At 63.3% G+C, this 1,634-nt stretch carries 2 protein-coding genes; both read right to left on the bottom strand.

Annotation, left to right across the window (positions count from 1 at the left end):
* Positions 1 to 87: 87 nt before the first annotated feature.
* Positions 88 to 210 carry a hypothetical protein gene (locus tag WCA53_RS33825; RefSeq protein WP_423922426.1) on the bottom strand — a complete coding sequence of 41 codons (123 nt, stop codon included), beginning with the start codon at positions 208 to 210 and terminating at the stop codon, positions 88 to 90.
* Positions 207 to 1,634, bottom strand: a 1,428-nt coding sequence (locus WCA53_RS33830; RefSeq protein WP_423922429.1) for a thioesterase domain-containing protein, incomplete at its 5' end; no start/stop codon positions are given. The genes WCA53_RS33825 and WCA53_RS33830, both read right to left, overlap by 4 nt.

Genomic DNA, 1,634 nt, shown 5'->3' on the forward strand with positions numbered 1-1,634 from the left:
CCAGGATCTCGGGTGCACCACCGGCGGTGTTGTCGCTAGTGAAGCAGCGACTTTCAGTACGCGCGACCAACTCCATCGAGACAGCGCTCATGAGCCGTCACCGTCTCCGAGAGTCAAAGGCAAATCGGCCAGGACGCCCCCGGCAAGCGCGAGCGCGCCGCCGAACGCGCCGATCATCCAAATCCACTCCGGATCACGTCTGCGTGTCATCGCGCGCCCGCCGCCGAAGAGGCCCCGACGCGGCTCGATGCTTTTGCTTGACGCAACAACTCGAGCATCGACTGTGCGAGCTGCTCCACCAGGGGCAGTTCGAGCATGGTGAAGTGGTCACCGGGAAGACGATGCACGCGCAACGTTCCTCGGTGGGATTGGTCCCAACCCAAAAGGTCCGCCTCCATATCGGCTGCGAAGCCCTCGCTTATGAACAACTCCAGCGGCACTGCGTGTCCGGGCTGCCGATAGCGGCATGCGAGCTCTGCGGCGCCGCCAAGATCGAATTCCCGTAGCGCACCATTGCGAAGCACCCGGAGCGCGATCTCAGCGAACTTGGCCAACCGCTCGCGCGTCGGCCGTTGGCGTAATTGGCGAAGCTTCCATCCCAGTGTCTCCCGCGATCGCACTCGCGGCGCGATCAACGGTGAATCAGCATCTATAAGGCACAGCCAGTCGACGACCTGGCCTGCATCGACGGCCTGACGTGCAACTTCGTAGGCCAAGAGGCCACCGAACGAGTAGCCGGCCAACGCAAGCGGACCATCCGGCTGCCGGTTGCGGATTGCCGCAAGGATCTGGCTGGCATGTTGTTCGACGCTCACGGAAAGGTCGAACTGCCCGCCTGGCTGTTCGGGGATGAGCGCGTGTACCGGCTGCGCAGCGCCCCACCGCGCCTTGAAGTGTCTCAGGCTCATCGCCGTCGCTTGATAGGGGAAGATGAAATGCAGCGGTGGTTCCGACGTGATTTCGTCTGTACCGCAGAAGGTTTTGTCGATTACAGCAGCGAGTTCTGCAACGGTCCTGCCGCTATCGAGGAACGTGGCCAGCGACAGCGCGACCCCGAATTCCCCTTGAGCACGGGCGATCAACCGGGCCGCCAGTAGTGAATGGCCGCCCAAATCAAAAAAGTCAGAGTCGACGTCGGTCACGGGTTTGGCCAGCAAATCGGCCCACAGTCTCGCCACCCGGCGTTCCGTCTCGTTACGCGGAGGTTGGACAGCGCTGCCGCCGGGATTCCGCGGCGACGGCGCGGGCAATGCGGCCTTATCGAGCTTGCCACTGGCAGTCATCGGCAGTGCGCCGAGATGAACGAACGCGCTCGGAATCATATATTCGGGCAACCGGCGTCGTAACCAATCGCGCACCTGCGCGTCGCTCGGGCACCCCGGCTCGCCGACGACGTATGCGACCAACTGCTGTTCGCCGTTGGGCGCCTCCCGAGCGACCACAGCGCAGCATCCCACATCTGGGTGCTCGCACAAGGTGGACTCAATCTCGCCCGGCTCTATGCGAAAACCCCTGATCTTGAGCTGGTCGTCGCAGCGGCCCAAATGTTGGATGCGGCCGTCGGGTAAGAACCTGCCACGATCGCCAGTGCGGTAGATGCGCCCGCCGGCATGGAATGGATCGTCTCCGTACCG

Source organism: Caballeronia sp. (genome assembly GCF_049581465.1).
Taxonomy (GTDB): Bacteria; Pseudomonadota; Gammaproteobacteria; order Burkholderiales; family Burkholderiaceae; genus Caballeronia.

Coding starts and splice junctions, on each gene's coding strand:
- WCA53_RS33825 (WP_423922426.1), bottom strand. CDS start 210: ATGACACGCAGACGTGATCCGGAGTGGATTTGGATGATCGGCGCGTTC.